Here is a 16,212-nt window from a genome sequence, read left to right as displayed (position 1 = left end):
AAACAAAGGCGAACAAACCCTATCACTGGACGATTTCTATGACTGCAATGGCTAAACAAGTAGAAGATTTTCTGGATACGTCGGCGCCGTTTGATAAGCTCGATAGCGAACAGAAGCTTCAATTAGTTAAACACGCGGATTTAATTTACGTGACGGCTGACAATGTTGGTGAACTTCACCAAGGGGCTCCGTCGCTTTTCTTAATTCAAAGCGGTCAATTCTCTGTACAAGACTCAGATGCACCCTTACGACATTTAAGCGAAGGGGACTACTTCGGCTATTCGAGCATCATGGAAAAACGTCCATTTCCTTTAACCGTTAGTGTGGATAGTCCGGGGTTGGTTTATTGTTTCGATGCTTCTGTGATCGAGCCACTGTTTAACGATACCGCGATACGTAATTTCTTTGATGGGCTTCGAAATAATGCTCTGCAAAATCATGCGATATCTGACACCAATTCCATGTGGTTGTATAAGGGCCTTTCAGGTGTCATCGAAAAGTCGCCCGTTTCGGTAGAAGAAAACACCTCAATTTCAGCGGCTGCTCAGCTGATGACAGAGCAGAAAGTTTCATCCTTACTGGTGACTAAAGAAGACAAACTTATCGGCATTGTGACCGACCGGGACCTTAGATCACGAGTGGTTGCTAAGTCGTTAGATACAGCGTTGTCGGTTGACCACATAATGACGTCCAACCCTGCCCAAATAATGGGAAATAGAACATTATTTGATGCGTTAGCGTTAATGACCGAACGAAATATTCATCATTTGCCCGTGATTGATCATCAATCGCTTGTGCCATTAGGAATGGTGACAGCGAGCGACATTATTCGGCATCAACGAGGAAACGTTCTTTTTATTATCGGCGAACTGAGCAAAGCAGAGAATTTATATGAATTAACCCGTTTATCTTGGCAGCTTCCTCATTATTTTTCGGCGCATGCAAAAAAAGCGGGTGATTACGACATAGCGGGAAAGATTTTGTCCCAGGCGACAGACATCATGACCAGAAAGTTGATCGGTTTCTTTCAACAAGACAACGGCAAAGCCCCAATGATGTTTTCTTGGCTGGTATATGGTTCCCAAGCACGGGAAGACCAGACTATGGGGTCTGATCAAGACAATGGACTGTTGCTCGCAAATCGCCCCACAGAGTCGCAAGCAGACTACTTTGCAGCTATGGCTGAGTATGTTTGCAATGGGCTTGCGAAGTGCGGAATAAAATTATGCGATGGCAATATTATGGCTAGTAATCCAAAGCTTCGCTTGTCGTTAGATGAGGCGGTGGAAGAGGCGAAACAATGGGTTAACGCACCGACAAAAGATGCCATTATGCATTTTAATATCTTCCTTGATGTTCGATGTGCCGCAGGTGATGTTAGTTTATTCAAGCAGCTACAAAAGCGCAGAGCACCTTTAATGCAGCAGAATATGTTTCTAGCGGCCTTAGCCAGGCACAGTAATGAAATATCGGTTCCTTTATCGATGTTTCAAAAGTTTATTTATGAAAAAGCTAAAAACGACAAGCGAAAGGAAAAAGACGTTATCGATCTTAAAACTCGAGCAGTTGCACTTATTAATAATATTGCCCGTATTTATGCGCTTGCAGATGGTATATTGCTTCCCAATACACTCGCTCGCTTAGACGCGCTTTCTTCAAGCTCTCAGCTTTCTAAGCGAGATGCGGCTAACCTCAGAGATATCTGGCTATTCTTAAATCGTTTGCGCTGGCGTCATCAGTTAGAAAACAAAGTTACGGACAACAGAGTATCCGTATCAATGCTATCTTCGATAGAAAAGCATCAGTTAAAAGCCGCATTTAAAGCGATTGATCGTACTAATCAAGCCATGGTGATGAAATTTTCTGGTGGTGTAAGTTAACCGCTATGATGAAAAAATTTATACATGCTTGTAGTTCATTTCTTTTTAAGAGAAATAAATTTAGACGCTATCTACGCGATAGGCGTCTTTGCGATACCACGTTTGTAGCGTTAGATTTGGAGCTCACTTCGTTAGATGCAGACAAATCACAAATTACGTCAATGGGTTATGTGGTGGGTAGAGCAGGACGTATAGCCCTTTCTTCGAGCGGCTATCATATTATTAAAACAAACGGGGATTTGGGGCAAAGCCCAGTTATTCATGGACTAACGCAAGATATTCTGGCACAAGGTGAAGACATAGCAGAAGCATTGACCGCTATATCGTCGCTATTCAAGGAAAACATTTTATTATTTCACAATGCCCGACTCGACCTTATGGCGCTAAATTCTGCGTTTAAGCAATGCCAGCTTCCTCAAATAGAGATCATGTATATCGATACCCTCCAATTGGCGTTGTACCAATTAAACAAGCAGCATCAGGTGCTACCGAGTAACAGTGCAACACTTACAGTGTGCCGACAGCGTTTAGATTTACCCGCATTCCCTGCTCATAATGCTTTAGATGATGCGCTCGCTACTATACAGTTGTTTTTCGCACAGCTGAATGAATTGGGTATCACTCAAGGGGATGGGCTAGAGACGCTTTTACATACAAAAGCAGTGGGAAGGTATCAGCTTGGCTAGTCACTTATAAGCTTTTCGTTAGCGAGGGCATTTTCAATTGGTTTCGACCACCTGTCTTTGCCAAATACAGATTTTTATCTGCTTCTAACATGACATAATCAATGGTTTTATTGTCGTCCGCTTGTTTAATCGCTAACCCTGCACTCAGTGTAACGCGTTCATATTCAGAAGCTGCGTGGGGCAGGTTGAGGTCATAGACAGTAGTAAGTAACCGCTCTGTCACCAACTTTGCGCCTTCAAGATCAGTGTTAGGCAATATGACTAAGAACTCTTCTCCCCCGATCCTTACCAACTTATCCATGGGTCGTAGCAGCGCTTCATTGATGGTTTTGCTTACCTTCCATAAACAGCTATCTCCGTCTAAGTGCCCATACATATCATTGTATAACTTGAAATAATCCACATCGAATATGACTAAGGCAAGAGGACAAACATTGCGGAGCCCATCTTTTACTAAACGCGGAAGATAGTCATCTAGATAGTGTCGGTTGTAGGCGCCGGTGAGTTTGTCAATGTAGATAAGCTTTTCAAGTAAATCATATCTCAGCTTATGGTTTAGGTGTGACTTTACCCGATTGCGCAAGGTGCATGCGTTTACGGGCTTTAAAACGAAATCGACACATCCAGAATTCCAGCATTTATTTTCGTCTTCATCAGAGCTAGAAGAGGTGACAAAAATAATAGGAATATTAGCAAGGGAAGGTTTTTTTCTTAATAATAGCGTTGTCTCATGCCCATCAAGTTCAGGCATAGAAACGTCCATTAAAATTAAGTCTGGTGTGCGAAATTTACAATAATCGATCGCATCTTGCCCTGATGCTACAGAAACGCAAGAAACCATATCTTCAAGTAGCGTTTCTAGCACCAGTCTGCTGCTCGCTTGGTCGTCGACAATTAACACAGTGCAATCATCTAAAGTGCGTTCGCCGACCTGTTTATTATACACACTCAGTCCTATCTGCGGGAGGAACCATCTACCATACACATTACTCCTGTAAGGTTCAAAAGTGGATTAAACATAAGTTCAATTTAACAACATTTAATTCTGGTCTATCGAAATGATGTTAAGTAAACAATTGGAAGAAAGCGAGAATGAAAACGGCAAGGTTGCAGAGCACACCAATCATGTAGAAATAGCTTCTTGGGCTAGGATTCTTTTCAGTGGCAATAGCATAGTAAAGGGCCATGTGGATAATTCTGCACAGTGCATATAACCAAATGAGCGATGCCAAAATGTTGGTCGGGGCACCTAAAAAAATACAAAACAGCGCGGGAAGTGTGAATTGATGCACGTTTTCTAACGAATTATGAAACGTTCTGTGGCTTCTAAAAACAAAACTGTCGTGACTTAACTCTTCGCTTACTTTACCCGGAATATAGGTTGACTGTTTTCGATGTGCAATCGCAGCCACGATATTCTGTACAAAAACGGTCAAACAAATTACCAGTAAACCAGCAATGCTATAGGTATATACCGAAAACATAAGAACTCCTTTTCAGACTATAGTAACGTCTATTAATAAATCAGTTTGTTTAGCATCTAGTAAGTGAATTTGTACGAGAAGTATAAAGAATAAGATCGGGCGGTTAAAAAAACGGAAGCACTGACGTATCAGTGCTTCGGAGCCTTTTATAGTTTCTTTGTATTATAATGCAGCCGCTACTTCAGCAGGCAGCAATACAGTATCAATTACGTGAATTACGCCATTGCTTGTCATGATATCCGCTTTAATTACCTTCGCATTGTTGATCATAACGTTGCCCATCTTTGCCGAGATGTCTACTTGACTACCTTCTACCGTTGTTGCATTAGAAAGCGTTGATACGTCTTCTGCCGTCACTTTACCTGCTACAACGTGGTAAGTCAGAATTTGAACAAGCGTTTGCTTGTTTTCTGGCTTCAACAACATTTCAACGGTACCAGCTGGTAGGGCAGCAAATGCTTCATCAGTAGGAGCAAACACAGTGAAAGGACCGTCACCTTTTAACGTCGACACTAAATCAGCAGCCTTTACCGCGGCGACAAGAGTTGAGAACATTTTGTTACCAGCTGCGGTATCTACGATGTCCATATTTTCAGCATCTTTATGATGCCCAGCGAAAGCTGAAGCACTAAAAAGAATAACGACAAACGCACTAATTAACTTTTTCATACTATTTCCTATACATGATTAAAAATTTAACACGAAATTATGTGCTCTCTAGTTACTTGCCACTTCATTCAGCTAGCGAGCGTTACTGAACTGACAATGGTTACGGTAGAAAGGTACTAATTGATGATTAACTTTCCGTAATCTTACAAAAAGCTTGCTTCGCCCCGGAAAAGCACGAGATAAACACTTGCGCCGAATAGCTAAAAAGGCGAGATGTAAATAAAATGTAAATGTGGGGTGGTGAGCTATACTTATAACATCGAGTACAAAAAAGGGTGCCTGAAATGAATGCTCGAGTAACTGCCTTATTAATGTTTTGTCTTATCATAGGGGCGTGTAAGTCTACTGAAACAGAAACGACTAACGCTGCGCCCACCTTACTTAATGACAGCCTGTTTCCTACATACAGCTTGTTTCCCGTTGAAACCCCTGAAGAGATATTTTTCTTAGATGAAGACGCAAAGCGCTTTGCGGAAAAAGCGGTGTATGAGAAGAGCATCTTACAAAAGAATGTGAAAGGCTTGGTTAAGGCAATATTCGATCATGCCGATCAAGGTATGCTTTATCGCAACAGCGCAAATACTACTGCGAATACAACTTTCCACAACCGCGCGGCAAATTGCCTTTCATTATCAATTATGACTTACGCTCTTGCTGAGCATGTGGGTCTCAATGCGACATTCTACGAGGTAGATATCCCTGAATATTGGACGCGTCGAGACGGATATAGCCTGCTCAATGGCCATATTAATTTGCGAGTATCAGTGCCTAACGATGGTGTAGTTGCAGCCCTTGGCGGCGCTTGGGCTGATGTGGATTTCGACCCTCAGATGTTACGAAATTATTTTCCGCGTAACGCCGTATCTCTTAACAAAGTGATATCAATGTACTACAACAACAAAGGAGCGGACGCTCTGGTGGCCAATAGTTACACCCGAGCCTACAGTTATTTTCGTGCAGCGGCGAAGCTATCGCCAGAGTTACAGCAAAGCTGGGTTAACTTGGGCGTGTTATATCGCATGGTCGATGAATATGAACAAGCAGAAATAGCCTATAAACATGCGCTGTCGCTTAATGACGATAACCTAACAGCGTGGGAAAATTTATCTATTCTTTATATTTATCAAGACAGAGACGTTGAAGCTTCCCGCATTACTCAAATGGTAGAAACAAAGCGCAAAACCAATCCTTTTTACCATTATATCTTGGGAGAGCAAGCATTCGATTCTGGTGATATCGAGATAGCAATTAGCCACTACGAAAAAGGCCTAAGGCTGGATAAAAGCCGTCATGAGTTACTCTTTGGCATGGCGAAAGCACAACACGAGTTAGGGGATGTGAGTGAAGCCCAGCGCTATTTACAGCAGGCCGTTAAGCATTCACCCAACGAGCAGGATAGGCAACGCTATACTTCAAAGCTTGCAGCAATAGCTAGTAGGTAAAAAAAAGCCGCAGACTAGCTGCGGCAAAAGAATAACACTACAAAAGGAACTTAATTTATATAACGCCCAGCTCACGAAGGCGCTCTTGCAGGTATGACCCTGCGGTATGACGTTCTGAAAGAACAACATCTGGTCGTGGGTGTAAAAACAGTGGCAACGAGATACGAGATTTCGTCATATCAGCACCGTCTGGGTTTACAACCCTATGAGTAGTTGATGGGAAGTATTCGCCTGATGCTTCTTGAAGCATGTCGCCAATATTCACAATTAAGTTCCCGAAATCACAAGGAACGTCAATCCAACTACCGTCTTTAGCTTGTACTTGCAATCCTGGCTCGTTAGCCGCAGGTAAGATAGTAATCAAGTTAATATCTTCGTGCGCAGCGGCGCGAATTGCGTCTACTTCTTCATCACCTTTCAGTGGTGGGTAGTGCAGTATACGTAGCAAGGTTTGATCTGAATCTTTGATCATGTCGCCTAGCGGTTGACTGTACTTATCACTCACCTCTGAAGGAGAATGCTTTTCTATCCAACCCAACAGCTCTTTCGCTAGCGTGTTTGCTTCCTCATAATATTGAGAAATTTGAGGACGTAGTGCTTCAGGGCACTGACCCCATGGATAGAAGTGGTAATACTCTTTAATATCTTTTTTCGTAAAGCCTTTAGCTACCTCAGATACGCTCTGAGGGAAAAATCCGTCTTGTTTACCTTTGTTGTACAGGTAATCATTCTTCTCTTCACTGTCGAAGAAGCCCTGCCAATTGTCGTAAATACCTTGAACTAATGACTGTTGGATAGGGTGATTTTTCAAAACACCGAACCCTGTCTCGCGAAGTGACTTCACGAATTCTTCTTGTGCGTTTTCCGCTTGGTAATCAACAGCAACTAATTGCATAACTTTATCCCGTATATTTTGACTGCGGCATTATAAAGGTAGACGGGCTACAGAAAAAAGTCGCAGAAATTGACATAAATCAACCCCGCGATGAATTGGCGCGTAATTTACAGAAACCTGACTAGTTAGTCTAGTTTTTTCTTGACCAACTGGTCTAATTTAATGATCTTTAACCTAGAGAGAGGAAAAAGCCTGCTAGTGCGGCACTCATTAAATTAGATAGCGTAGCTGCGATAACTGCTTTTAATCCTAATCGCGCAATTTCATTTCTGCGTGTTGGTGCCATTACACCAATTCCACCCATCAAGATTGCGATAGAAGAGAAGTTTGCAAAACCACAAAGAGCAAAGGTGATAATGGCCTGAGACGCTTCAGATAGCTGTGCTTGGTTTTCCAAGAAGTTAAGGTAGGCAACAAATTCGTTCACCACCATTTTCTGACCAATAAAGCTGCCTGCAAGTTGTGCTTCTTCCCATGGGACGCCGATTGCCCATGCAAGAGGTTGAAGTACATAACCCAGGATCCCTTCAAACGTTACGTTTTCATAGCCAAATAGCCCTGCACTCCAGCCTATAAGGCCGTTGAGCATCGCTATAAGTGCTATGAAAGCGAGTAGCATTGCGCCCACATTTAGCGCAAGCTGCATACCTGACGATGCGCCACTGGCGGCAGCGTCAAACACGTTAGCGTAAGCGGTATCTTCCGCTTCCACATTTTTAGATTCTATGCTGTCGGTGTTTGTCTCTGGCAATATTATTTTTGCCATCAGCAACCCTCCAGGAGCAGCCATAAAGCTGGCTGCAAGTAGGTATTTTAACTCTACCCCCATACCTGCATATCCGGCCATTACCGAACCCGCAATAGAAGCCAATCCACCCACCATAACCGCAAATAATTCAGACGTGGTCATATTAGGAATAAAAGGGCGCACGACCAATGGCGCTTCAGTTTGCCCAACAAAGATATTAGCGGCCGAAGACATTGATTCGGATTTGCTTGTTCCCAATAGCTTTTGTAGCGCGCCACCGATGATCTTTATTACGATATTCATCACTTTTAAATGATAAAGAACTGCAATCAAGGAGGAGAAAAATACGATAACCGGAAGTACATTAAACGCAAATATAAAGGCTATAGATTTGTCGCCAATAGGGCCAAACAAAAAGTTAATTCCATCTTGGCTGTAAGCAATAATATTGGCAACAAACTCTGTTGAAGCTAACAGAACCTCTTTTCCAGGCTCAGAATACAGGACAAATGCGCCAACGGATGCTTGAATAGCAAATGCGCCACCCACGGTGCGCAAATTTATACTGCGTTTCGCTGATGATAACGCAAAAGCAATACCCAGAAGGACTGCAATGCCCAGTAAACTTACCATAGAAATGTTCCCTTAAAGAAGCGCTTGCTGAATGTGTGATTTGATCACATCTAATGCAATTTGGTTTTTGCCACCTTGCGTCACTACTACGTCGGCAGTGAAGCGGCTTGGTTCGATAAATTGATGATACATAGGCTTTACAGTCTCTTCGTACTGTTTAGCAACAGATTCGATACTGCGACCACGTTCTTTAAGGTCACGCATCATCCTGCGCATCAGACAAATATCTAAAGGCGTATCAATAAAAATCTTAACGTCATAAAGAGGGAGCAAATCTGTTCGAGCCAACAACATAATACCCTCGAGAATGATAACAGGAGCCGGATTAAGGCGTTCTGTTTCAGGTAATCGAGTATGCGTTTTATAGCAGTAGTGCGGATAATCAATCGGCTGACCTTCGCGCAAAGCTTGCAGATGTGCTTTTAATAGTTCGTGTTCAAAGGCATTAGGGTGATCGTAATTATTTTTCTCGCGCTGTTCCATCGGAAGATGGTCTTGCGCACGATAATAATGATCTTCACGCAGCACTTGAACAGGACGACCCTGAGCACTGAAGCCGTTGAACAAATTTTTTGTAAAAAGAGACTTCCCAGAGCCTGAAGCCCCAGAAATGGCAATAATAAGTGGCGATTGCATAGTACTATAAAGCTGGTTTTGTTGGTGCAAAGATACGCGTTTAGGCCTCGCGAATCAATGATATATTCACAAGTTATCTGTTTTTGGATCGGTCTTTGCTAGAACTTTATTGTATTTTCAAGGCATTGCAGGCTGTTTACTTAATTAGCAAAAAATGACAAAAAGCTCTCCAAGTGGTCAGTTTTTAGTTAGTTACCAATGATTGTTATATCCTCTTGCTTGATAGATGGTATTGCGTAAGAGTGTTGTTTAGACCGAGAACCCTCACCCTGAGCCCGCGGTGGGTAATACGTTTCTTTCTCTTCACTGAATGAAGAGAACACTTCGTCTAGAGCGGCTCTAATTTCGCTTAACGTCTTATCAAGATTTGCATTGAAATCTGGGCGCTTACGTTTTGTGTGGCCAAGTTCAATTAAGCGACCAAAACTTTTATTTGCAAGGGCTAGTAATTCACTTGGCACATCTTTGTGCGGGGGGAGTGGTACACCGGGGTGTTCAATGCAATATTTCACTAGTGCAGTGTAAAAGCAAAGTGGTTTGTTTTGCAGGATAACAACCTTATCGTCGATACCATTTGAAATTGTCTTTTCCTGAAGATTAATTACCAGCTTCGGTGAAGGAGGAATCACTTCTTCTAGCGACGTCGGTTTCTTTTTAACCTTATTTGAGACACTGAAAATAGGGGTCAATAGTAGTGACGACAGCAGTGCAGTCCAGCTAAAAGAGAGCGCACTTAGCGTTCCAACTGCTCGAATTTCTACGGTAATCGTTTGTTCTGCGTTTTTGAAATTAGCATTAATAACAGAACTGAAAGATGTGAAGTCTTCTTTATCGTCCTCAACAAACTGAATACTCTTTACAAGAACTGGATAATCTCCATCTTTGAGCGCCTTGTTGAGTTTCTCTAAATACCTAATAATTGCAAATTGATTGACGGGCGTATTGAGCGTGCTGTTTCCTACGTCAAGAAAGGCGCTATCCAAGCTTATTCTTCGTTCTACCTTATCGACTGCTTCATGAATTGATGATTGATGAGACCAGTATTGTGCGACGAGAGCCACACACTGTATACACGCAAAAAGTGCAAAGAATATAAAAAAGATAAAAGGCTTAGGCTTCCAGTTGAGAGATTTATTACTCATTAGTTACAGCCTTCTTCAAGTGTAATCGTTTTGTAATAAGGCCTTGGGTGTGACATAGCTATCTCGTTTACAACCGTTTGCATAGCGCAAAATAAATCCGTGTTTTGCGTAAGCATTTTCAAGTACCACTGCATGCCGCTGACATCCTCTTGGAGGGGCGTTGCATAGTTTTTGGAAAAGTTCTCACTATCTTCTTCAGCCCAGTAGGACGAAATTATATCGATTTCGCCGGCGAGTAATGCTCGCCTTAATTCTTTATGAGAACTGTAGTAAACAATGTTTACGTTGCTGTCACTTAACCCAATATTTTGTATCACGGTTTTCGGCACAATGTGGCCAGAGCGGCTGCTTGGATAATCTAAAAGTCCAATGCTTTTTCCTAGCAAATACTCTTTTGAAAGCTGTGGTCGCTCTCTCAAGGCAATAAAAAACGCTGAATAATCTGGATGGGAAGCTATTTTCGTTAATCCATATATTTGATCTGCGCCAAACGCATCAACCACGTTGCTCTTTACCAGCGCTAGATTAACTACACCGTGGTTAATGTAACGGAAAGTGTCATAGTCGCTTTGACCAATAGTTACCTTGACCTCGCCATATTGACGCTTGATGATTTTATCATCACACAAACGCTCGCTAGCCATTTCTGCGATTCTGCCATCGGTGACATAAACAGAAAAAACATCATTGTTACCCTCAAGACCAGTCTTGCAGGTTATATAATGACCGGTTTGTGGCGCGATATCACCATACGATGCAGAATTTAGAAAATAGTTTATCGAACCACAAGTAACAGCGGCCAAAATAAAAATTATCCATTTTCCTGAAGCAACAATTCTGAAATTAGTCAAAAAAACGACCGAATGAATTAACGATTTATAATGTGATTTCATCAGTTAAGGTTATTTATTGCAATAGGTAAGTTTATTTTAATGTGTTAATATATTGAAATTTAACGGTTTTTTATGGGTAAACCTGATTTTTATTAAACGCTGTTTATTAGTTGCCCGTCTGTCAAGAATAGGTCCAGCAAATCGAAACGGGTCAGCAATAATAATAACAAGTAAATTAACTTGACCATGTGGTCAAGAAAAAATTTGCAAACTCAGTATTCTCGTACGATTGCTGTTAAATAAAAATGTAAAAGTGTAATAAAAATGACATGAACCTTGACGACAATTCATCGGGTTCCGGTTAAGATGCAAGCACACTGCGTAATTTATGTGCAGTATTTGGCCGAAAAAAGAATTTTAAACAAAAAGGGAAACACACACATGAACTTCAAAGCAAAGCTAAGTCGCGTAGCGATCGCTGTTGCTGTTGCTGCAGGTCTGGCTGGCACAGCCACGGCACAAACAACAACGTCGTCTATCCGAGGCAATGTTGTTACTGAAGCTGGCTCAGACCTTTCTGGCGCGACAGTAACAATTAAACACGAACCTACAGGTACTACTTCGGTAGCAACTACGAATGAAAACGGCACTTTTTCTTCGCGCGGTCTTCGCGTAGGTGGCCCTTACACGATTACCATTTCAGGCGACGGCTTCGTTCCTGCGAAAGTTGAAAACGTTTATCTATCTCTAGACCAGGCGTTGGATCTTCCTATTCAACTTGAATCGTCTCGTAGCACTGAAGTTATTACTGTAACTGGTAGCTCTGCAGGTACTGGTTATACCAATGAAGCACTAAGCACAAGTCTTGGTCTTGAAGCGCTTCAGCAAGTAGTATCGATTGACCGTGATATCCCAGATGCGGCTCAACTTGACCCGTTTGCATCTGTAAACGTTCAGAGTGGCGGTTCAAAAGAACTTAGCATTGCAGGTGCAAATAATAAGTTCAACTCTTTGACAGTAGATGGTGTAGCATTGAACGACCGTTTCGGTCTTAACGCTAACGGTTACCCAACTCAACGCTCTCCAATTTCCTACGATGCAATTGAGTCTTTGTCAATCCAAACCGCGCCGTTCGACGTTGAGTATAACGGGTTTACCGGTGGTACAATTAATGCTGTAACCAAATCAGGTACAAACGAATTCCACGGCTCAGTTGGTTACTACTACACTGATGATTCATTCATTGGCGATAACAATGGTGATGAAGAATTCAATTTCGATTTCGAAGAAGAAACGTTTGTTGCCACTTTAGGTGGCCCGATAATAAAAGATAAACTCTTTTTCTTTGTTGCGTACGATAAATTTGAATCAGTAGCACCGCTTAATCGTGGCCCCGCTGGGTCAGGCGCCGTTAATGAAGTTTCAACAATCACGTTAGATGATGTTGCTCAAGTTTCTCAAATCGTTTCTGACGTTTGGGGCTTTGACATAGGTGGTTTCCAGAAAGACGACGTACAAGATGAGAAAGTTCTTGCGAATATCGACTGGAATATCAACGATGACCATCGCGCTAAGTTTACTTATATGCTTACCGACGGTAACTCAATCAATGAGCAAAATGGTAACAACTTCCTAGCGCAAGATGAAGTACTTGGTGCATCTTCGGCGTGGTATGACCGCTCAGAAAAAGTTGAAAGTTTTATTGCGCACGTCTTCTCTGACTGGACTTCAGACTTCTCTACACAGTTCAAGGTAGCGAAAACAACGCAAGCTACAGGCCAAGATTCTCTAAATGGTTCGGAGTTCCCTAACTTTGCCGTTTTCCTTCGTGAAGTAGATGGCGATGAAAATTACTTAACGATTGGTCCAGACCGCTTCCGTCACGGTAACTCTCTTGATCAGGACTTCTTCCAAATTAAACTAGTTGGTATTTACACAACTGGCGACCACATCATGAAGCTTGGTTATGAGCGCGAAGAAGTAGATGTGGATAACCTATTTGCTCAAAACTCTGAAGGCTCATATCTATTCGATAGTCTAGAAGACCTTGCAAATGCTGAAGCTTCTGCGCTTCTTTACAATAATGCTGTTACAAATAACGAGAACGACCTTCGCGCAATTTGGGGTTATAACTACAACTCACTTTATTTCCAAGATTCTTGGGAAGCTACAGCTGAGTTAACTATTGACGCTGGTATCCGTTATGACTGGTATGAATCTGAAGGTTCTATCCGCGAAAACCAGAACTTCGTAGACCGTTACGGTTATTCAAATACTAATGACATTGATGGACTTGATGTAATTCTTCCTCGTGTGTCATTCCAGTGGTATGCCTCTGATTATACAACTGTACGTGGTGGTATTGGTCGTTTCTCTGGTGGTGCACCAAGTGTTTGGGTTTCAAATAGCTACTCAAATGACGGTGTAATTTCTGATAATTATGAAGATTTTGGTTCTGGTCAGACATATCAAGTTCCGACTACACCAGATCCAGTAACAGGTCAGTACATTCCTCAGAACATTCTTGATCTGCTTGCTAACATCGATCCTGATGGCGATGTGAACGCGTTGGCGAATGATTTTGATATCCCTACTACTTGGAAAGTAAGCCTTGGAGTTGCTCACGAACCAGAGATTGAAGAACTAGAAGGTTGGTTGTTCTCTGCTGATGTGCTTTACAACAAGCTTGAAAATGCAACTTACTGGTATGATCAACGCTGCGAAAACCCAGTTAGTACAGCGCCAGATGGTCGTGGTGTTTATGACTGTAGTGAAGGTCCAGAAGCTATCGTAACTGGCTCAGTTGATGAAGGTGATTCAATACTATACGCCTTGTCTGCTTCAAAAGCGTGGGATACCTCTTATGGCTCATTCGACTTCTTCACGAGTTATACTTATGCTGATGTAGAAGATGTTGGTTATGGCACATCTTCAACTGCAACGTCTAACTATTCAGACTTCGCTGCTTACGATCGTCAGCAGCCACGTGCTGGAACTTCTAACTTCCAGACTGAACATTTATGGAAAATGCGCTTCAACTGGAAGAAAGAGTTGATTGATGGTTATGAAACGACTGTTTCAATCTTTGCAGAGCGTCGCTCTGGTCAGCCTTACAGCTACACATTTGATGAAAACAACGCATGTGTGCTAGATGTTGGTGGTGGCCGTTGTGCGCGTGAAAGCCGTAACGATGATGCAGGGCACCTACTTTACGTTCCAGATGGCATCAATGATCCATTATTTGCAGCAACTTCATTTGGTGGTGACGTAGCCGCTCAGCAGGAGTTCATCGACTATATCAATAGTTCAGAGCTAGCTCAGTATAAAGGTGGAATTGCTGAACGTAATGGCGATAACTCTCGCTGGTCAACAATCATAGATGTGCGTATTCAACAAGAACTTCCAGCGCTTTACCCTGAGCATAAGTTGACGGTTTTCTTTGATATTGAGAACTTTGGCAACCTGCTTAATGATGACTGGGGCCGTATCGAGCGTACTCAATACGAATACGAGCGTGCAGTAGTTTCTGCAAATATAGTAGATGGTCAATATGAATACTTTGACCTGAACAGTGATTCACGTATTAAAAACCTAGAAGTACTTGATCAATCAGTATGGCAAGTTCAGTTTGGTATTAAATACGACTTCTAATCACTTAGTGTAAAAAAGTTTGTAGTGTTAGGTGCCACTCTCCTTAACAGGAAGTGGCACTTTTTTATGCCTGCGATTTATCTCACCCATTTGCAACTAATCGATCCTTCTCTTCTTTTATGATCTAAGACCCTCCATCACACGAATTAACTGGCGTTACATTTTTAAATGCTCGCAAGGAGGGCTTATGTCAAAACGTATGTTAATGGTAATGACGTCTCACGAAATTATGGGCGATACTGGTGAGAAGACAGGTATGTGGCTAGAGGAGTTCGCCGCACCTTATTACGCATTTAAAGACCAAGGTTACACAATTACACTGGCCTCGCCGATGGGAGGGCAGGTTCCGATTGACCCTAATAGTCTATCTGACGATGCCATGACCGATGATGCAATTCGATACACGAAAGATGAATTAGCACGTAGTGCGATAGCGTCAACTATTCCACTTGAAGATGTACGTGCCGAAGAATTCGACGCGGTATTTTATCCTGGCGGTCATGGACCATTGTGGGACCTCTCAGATAACGCGCACTCTATCAAATTGATTGAAGAGACTATTGCCGCTAATAAGCCCGTCGGAGCGGTTTGTCACGCTCCAATCGTGCTGAAGGATGTAAAAACTCCTGATGGCAAGTATTTAGTAGACGGCAAAGCCGTAACCGGTTTTTCAAATAGCGAAGAAGCCGCAATGGAACTCACTGATGTAGTGCCTTATCTTGTTGAAGATGAGTTAGTCAAGAAAGGCGGAAATTATGAAAGTGCAGATGATTTCGCTGTGAAGGTTTGTACAGATGGGCTATTGGTTACCGGTCAAAATCCGCCATCGTCACGCCCAGCAGCAGACGCGCTCATTAAGCTTCTGTCCTAATTAACGTGCTAATCCTATAAATGAAGAAACCGCCTCATTACGGCGGTTTCTTTGTTTTGCGAAGCTATAATTTAATTTAAAGCGCTTTTTAGTCAATGGTACTTTTAGACAGATGCACTTTTTTAAACGTTCTCAAACAGGTCTTCAACTCGCTGTCTTAGCTCTTCTATTTTAGATACATCTGCGGGGGCAATAAATATCGTATCATCGCCGGCAATGGTGCCTAATACACCGTCTTTTTTGCTCAAAGAATCTAGCAAGCGCGCGATAAGCTGAGCAGCACCTGGACTCGTTCTGATAATCACCATCACATTATTGTGCACAATGTCTAATACGAGCTGTTTTAACGGGCTTTTAGCCGTTGGCATACCCAACTCAGGGGGAAGGCAATAAACCATGTCACCACGGGCGTTACGCGTTCTTACCGCACCAAACTTGCTCAACATTCTTGATATTTTTGACTGGCTGATATTGTCAAAGCTTTGCGACTTCAAAGCATCCACAATTTCGCCTTGTGAACCGTAACTTTCCGCTTTGAGAATCTCTTTAAAAGCCTTGATGAGTTGCTCTTGTTTTGCGTTTGCCATTAGCGCTCTTTTCTTTTCTGAGGGTTATCGTTAGGAATTATATTTAGTATGCGTA

14 protein-coding genes are annotated in these 16,212 nt (G+C 42.4%); 5 read left to right on the top strand and 9 right to left on the bottom strand.

The genetic code is table 11. From position 1 onward, the window contains the following. Nucleotides 1-38: 38 nt before the first annotated feature. A complete protein-coding gene (locus tag C6Y39_RS06100; protein ID WP_105930409.1) occupies nt 39-1,880 on the top strand; it encodes a DUF294 nucleotidyltransferase-like domain-containing protein in 1,842 nt (613 codons plus the stop codon). 5 nt (nt 1,881-1,885) lie between these two features. Then, entirely contained in the window at nt 1,886-2,566 is a 681-nt protein-coding gene (locus C6Y39_RS06095) for a 3'-5' exonuclease (RefSeq protein ID WP_105930408.1), read from the top strand. Between the two features lie 4 nt (nt 2,567-2,570). Here the strand turns inward: C6Y39_RS06095 and C6Y39_RS06090 are convergent, their stop codons facing one another. The 3 genes from C6Y39_RS06090 to C6Y39_RS06080 form a co-directional block, all read right to left on the bottom strand. After that, entirely contained in the window at nt 2,571-3,512 is a 942-nt protein-coding gene (locus tag C6Y39_RS06090) for a GGDEF domain-containing response regulator (RefSeq protein WP_105930407.1), read from the bottom strand. A gap of 118 nt (nt 3,513-3,630) precedes the next feature. After that, nucleotides 3,631-4,050, bottom strand: coding sequence for an MAPEG family protein (locus C6Y39_RS06085; RefSeq protein WP_105930406.1), 420 nt, complete (start codon nt 4,048-4,050; stop codon nt 3,631-3,633). A 162-nt stretch (nt 4,051-4,212) separates the two neighbouring features. Further along, the gene (locus C6Y39_RS06080) at nt 4,213-4,719 is read right to left on the bottom strand and encodes a fasciclin domain-containing protein (protein ID WP_105930405.1); all 507 of its coding nucleotides are present in this window, start codon (nt 4,717-4,719) and stop codon (nt 4,213-4,215) included. Nucleotides 4,720-5,003: 284 nt separating this feature from the next. Between C6Y39_RS06080 and C6Y39_RS06075 the strand changes: the two genes are divergently transcribed. After that, nucleotides 5,004-6,161, top strand: a complete 1,158-nt coding sequence (locus tag C6Y39_RS06075) for a tetratricopeptide repeat protein (protein WP_105930404.1) — start codon at nt 5,004-5,006, stop codon at nt 6,159-6,161. Nucleotides 6,162-6,216: 55 nt separating this feature from the next. Here C6Y39_RS06075 and C6Y39_RS06070 read toward each other — a convergent pair whose 3' ends face one another. The 5 genes from C6Y39_RS06070 to C6Y39_RS06050 form a co-directional block, all read right to left on the bottom strand. Then, entirely contained in the window at nt 6,217-7,056 is an 840-nt protein-coding gene (locus C6Y39_RS06070; RefSeq protein ID WP_105930403.1) for an isopenicillin N synthase family dioxygenase, read from the bottom strand. Between the two features lie 169 nt (nt 7,057-7,225). Continuing rightward, complete coding sequence (locus C6Y39_RS06065; protein WP_105930402.1) at nt 7,226-8,437, bottom strand: NupC/NupG family nucleoside CNT transporter; 1,212 nt, start codon at nt 8,435-8,437, stop codon at nt 7,226-7,228. Between the two features lie 12 nt (nt 8,438-8,449). Beyond that, complete coding sequence (gene udk / locus C6Y39_RS06060) at nt 8,450-9,073, bottom strand: uridine kinase (RefSeq protein ID WP_105930445.1); 624 nt, start codon at nt 9,071-9,073, stop codon at nt 8,450-8,452. Between the two features lie 188 nt (nt 9,074-9,261). After that, the gene (locus tag C6Y39_RS06055) at nt 9,262-10,215 is read right to left on the bottom strand and encodes a hypothetical protein (RefSeq protein WP_105930401.1); all 954 of its coding nucleotides are present in this window, start codon (nt 10,213-10,215) and stop codon (nt 9,262-9,264) included. Further along, nucleotides 10,215-11,108, bottom strand: a complete 894-nt coding sequence (locus C6Y39_RS06050) for a substrate-binding domain-containing protein (protein WP_105930400.1) — start codon at nt 11,106-11,108, stop codon at nt 10,215-10,217. The genes C6Y39_RS06055 and C6Y39_RS06050 overlap by 1 nt, the downstream gene beginning before the upstream one ends. 381 nt (nt 11,109-11,489) lie before the next feature. Here C6Y39_RS06050 and C6Y39_RS06045 point away from each other — a divergent pair, with 381 nt between their 5' ends. Both C6Y39_RS06045 and C6Y39_RS06040 read left to right on the top strand, forming a co-directional pair. Then, on the top strand, nt 11,490-14,699 hold the full coding sequence (locus C6Y39_RS06045; RefSeq protein WP_105930399.1) for a TonB-dependent receptor: 3,210 nt from the start codon (nt 11,490-11,492) through the stop codon (nt 14,697-14,699). 187 nt (nt 14,700-14,886) lie between these two features. Continuing rightward, nucleotides 14,887-15,570 carry a type 1 glutamine amidotransferase domain-containing protein gene (locus C6Y39_RS06040; RefSeq protein ID WP_105930398.1) on the top strand — a complete coding sequence of 228 codons (684 nt, stop codon included), beginning with the start codon at nt 14,887-14,889 and terminating at the stop codon, nt 15,568-15,570. A gap of 122 nt (nt 15,571-15,692) precedes the next feature. On the opposite strand, the gene argR is transcribed toward C6Y39_RS06040, so the two are convergent. Continuing rightward, nucleotides 15,693-16,157, bottom strand: coding sequence for a transcriptional regulator ArgR (gene argR / locus C6Y39_RS06035; RefSeq protein ID WP_105930397.1), 465 nt, complete (start codon nt 16,155-16,157; stop codon nt 15,693-15,695). Nucleotides 16,158-16,212 lie beyond the last annotated feature (55 nt).

Source organism: Alteromonas gracilis, from assembly GCF_002993325.1.
Taxonomy (GTDB): Bacteria; Pseudomonadota; Gammaproteobacteria; order Enterobacterales; family Alteromonadaceae; genus Alteromonas; species Alteromonas gracilis.
Note: the sequence above shows the minus strand (reverse complement) of the source record. Positions and strands in the feature narration are given on the sequence as shown.